Here is a 3,123-nt window from a genome sequence, read left to right on the forward strand (position 1 = left end):
AACGGCCGTGGCTATGTAACGCCGCCTTTAAACAGCCTTGCTTGCAAGCCAAACCAAAGATAATAATTAATATTGCTGCCCCAAATTGAACTTCAACGCGGTGAGATATAGCTATTGTTAACAGCTGTGTTTTATTGCCGCTAGCAACCACCCTAGTAAAAACTAACAAAACAGGAACATACCAGCCATATTTTTAAACATCCCAAGGCGGCTCTACTGCTGACCACGAACAGCACCTAAGCTCATAAAAGAGAACAAGCGACTTGTTTTAACTGGTGCGGTGGGATGGCGTTAAAAACGACTTGTACTCAACTGCTTTTGCTAGATATAAAACCGAGCACCAACTACCCAACTTAATAACTTGCAAAATTAGGATGGATCCGTTTTTGTAAATTAATTTCACTTACAAAAGACGGCTTTTTTTGCAAGTTAAACTGTGCATTCTTGTTACGGCCAACTTACAGCAACCTAAAAAGACTAACAAACTAATTAGCAGGAAAGCCATAGGTTCGGGGTCAGAAACTAAATCAGCAGTTACTTTAAAAAAAAAGGCATCCACCGAAAGGTTTGACATGGCTGTTAACGGTGGCGATATGTGGAGGCCGGGATTTCGGAGCTCAAACTTATCAAATCGTTGCAAATTTGAGTAAAAGCCCTAATGTTAAATATACTCACATCCCCCGGCTTACATATATTGCATGTTGAACTAAATCCCTACGGGCTAGCTTTCTTCAAATATAAGCACATTTATTAAGGTGATAACTTATAGCTGTATCAAAGAAACATACAGTTATGAAAAAGAGAATTTCTCCCAACTTAGTTGAGCAGGCCATTATAGCTGTTCCTAAGTTTAAAGCAGTGCATGCTAAACTAGAGCAACAGGTCACCCTTCGCGGTCAAAGTCAAAGTACGCTCAATAATTACATCAGGCGCATAGCCTTATTTGTGCTGCACTTTAATCAATTACCAGAGCATGTGAGTGATGATGAAATTAATGAATACCTAGCTGCTGCTGCCCGCGATCCTAAGTCGCCTTCGCGTAGCAGCTTTAAACACATGGTGTACGGACTTCGTTACTATTTCCGCATTTTGGGTATGAACAAACAGGCCATTGCTTTGCCTTCTTTAAAAGGGGATACTAAACTGCCCGTTATTCTTAATAGAAAGGAGTTAAAGGAACTATTCTCAGCTCCTCTATTACTAAAGCAACGTATTGTTCTCACGCTTATTTATTCTGCTGGTTTGCGAGGACAAGAGGTCATCAATCTAAAAATATCAGATATAGATTTTGAGCGTATGACCATTCATATACGTCAAAGTAAATACAAAAAAGACCGTATTGTTCCGCTCTCGCCAACCATGGCAATAGGTTTAAAAAAATATCTACAGGCTGAACATCCTTACAACTGGCTATTTAATGGTAAACAACCCCATAGTCAGTATAGTATGCGAGGTTTATCATGGGTATTTCGCGAAAACTTAAAGAAAACATCTATCACCAAAAAGGTTAACCTGCACTCATTAAGACATACCTATGCCACTCACTTACTGGAAGAAGGACTCAATATAGTCACTCTGAAGGATCTATTGGGGCATTCCAACATAGTAACTACGATGATTTATCTGCACGTAGCACAATGCGAGCATATTAAAGCGCACAGTCCGTTGGATACTTTATACAACAGACATGGTAAGTAAATTTGAACTAGCCGATGTGATTAAACGCTTTGGAAAACAGCTCATACAACAGCAAAAACTATCGCCACAGCAAACCAAAGCGCTGTTTAATATTACCAGGTGTAGAACTGCTGCTTTGGGCGGACACCAAGAGGTGTGTGATTGTTGTGGAGTGGTCGATTATAGTTATAATAGTTGTGGAGATAGGCACTGTCCTAAATGTTTAGCGGCAAAGCAGGCGCTATGGGTAGAAAAACTCATTGCATCTACCTTGCCCATTAAACATTACCATATCATATTTACAGTTCCGCATTGTTTAAACTCTATTTGCCTATGGAACAAACGTATGTATTATAATATATTGTTTGATGCTGTATGGCAAACCTTGCGCAGTTTTGGGTATACACACTATGGGGTGGAATCGGGTGCCATTGCTGTATTACACTCTTGGGGGCAAAACCTTTGCTTGCATCCGCATATTCATTGCATTGTGCCTGCGGCTGGGTACGCGATAAACGGGACATGGAAAAACATTGGAACTGAGCAATTGTATCTGTATCCTGTCAATCAACTCAGCGATACCTTTAAGGGTAAATTTTTAGACAAACTCAAGCGAACACTTCGGAAGAACAGTGCGCTACATATGTTTAACCAAGCCATTCAACAGGCTTATCAAAAATCATGGGTGGTATTTTGTGAAGCTTCTTTGGCTGATGCCGATCATGTAATCAAATATTTAGGACAATATACACACCGTGTAGCTATCAGTAATCAGCGTATACTAAATATTACAGATACACATGTTACATTTATTACTAAAGATTACAGAGACAGGGCCAAACAAAGGCCAATAACGCTCAGAGGTGTCGAGTTTTTAAAACGTTTTTGTTTGCATGTACTACCCAAACGATTTGTTAAAATAAGGCGTTACGGTATTTACAATGCCACCACCAAACGACATCTCAAATTGCAATTTGCGCCCCAAAATCAAGTGGATTTATCAAAGCCAGAAATCCTTAAAACAAAGGAAACAGCACAAGAGGTATTAAAGCGAATAACTAACTACGACCCATACAAATGTAGACATTGCTTAAAAGGTACAATGCGCGTGATTAAAACAATACCTCGGAGTAGATCGCCTACACAGCATATGCCATCATTACTTTACATGCTTATGCAATAATCTTAAATTAACTCAAGGTAACTTCATGAAAATGGAGAATGCAATAGTGCACGCCAATTTGTAAGTTTTAACGTCTTTTTTTTAATCTAAATGACAATAAATCAATGATCAATAGGCTTAATACTATAATTGGATGAATGAATACTTCTTAAATTTAATGCTAAAACACATATAACCTTCGATAAGTGCATAGATAATCCGGGATAGAGTTCAACCGGAACTCATCGCTGGGTCGTGCCGACCACTCATAGTTCTATTTATTG

Annotated in this window: 2 protein-coding genes; both read left to right on the forward strand. The window is 39.0% G+C overall.

Annotation, left to right across the window (positions count from 1 at the left end):
• Positions 1-792: 792 nt before the first annotated feature.
• A complete protein-coding gene (locus A8L32_RS19380; protein ID WP_075591255.1) occupies positions 793-1,698 on the forward strand; it encodes a tyrosine-type recombinase/integrase in 906 nt (301 codons plus the stop codon).
• Positions 1,688-2,860: an IS91 family transposase gene (locus A8L32_RS19385; protein ID WP_075591256.1), complete on the forward strand. Its 1,173-nt coding sequence runs from the start codon at positions 1,688-1,690 to the stop codon at positions 2,858-2,860. Before A8L32_RS19380 ends, A8L32_RS19385 begins: the two co-directional genes overlap by 11 nt.
• Positions 2,861-3,123: the final 263 nt, after the last annotated feature.

Origin of the sequence: Labilibacter marinus, assembly GCF_001659685.2 — a bacterium.
In the GTDB taxonomy this organism is placed as follows: domain Bacteria; phylum Bacteroidota; class Bacteroidia; order Bacteroidales; family Marinilabiliaceae; genus Saccharicrinis; species Saccharicrinis marinus.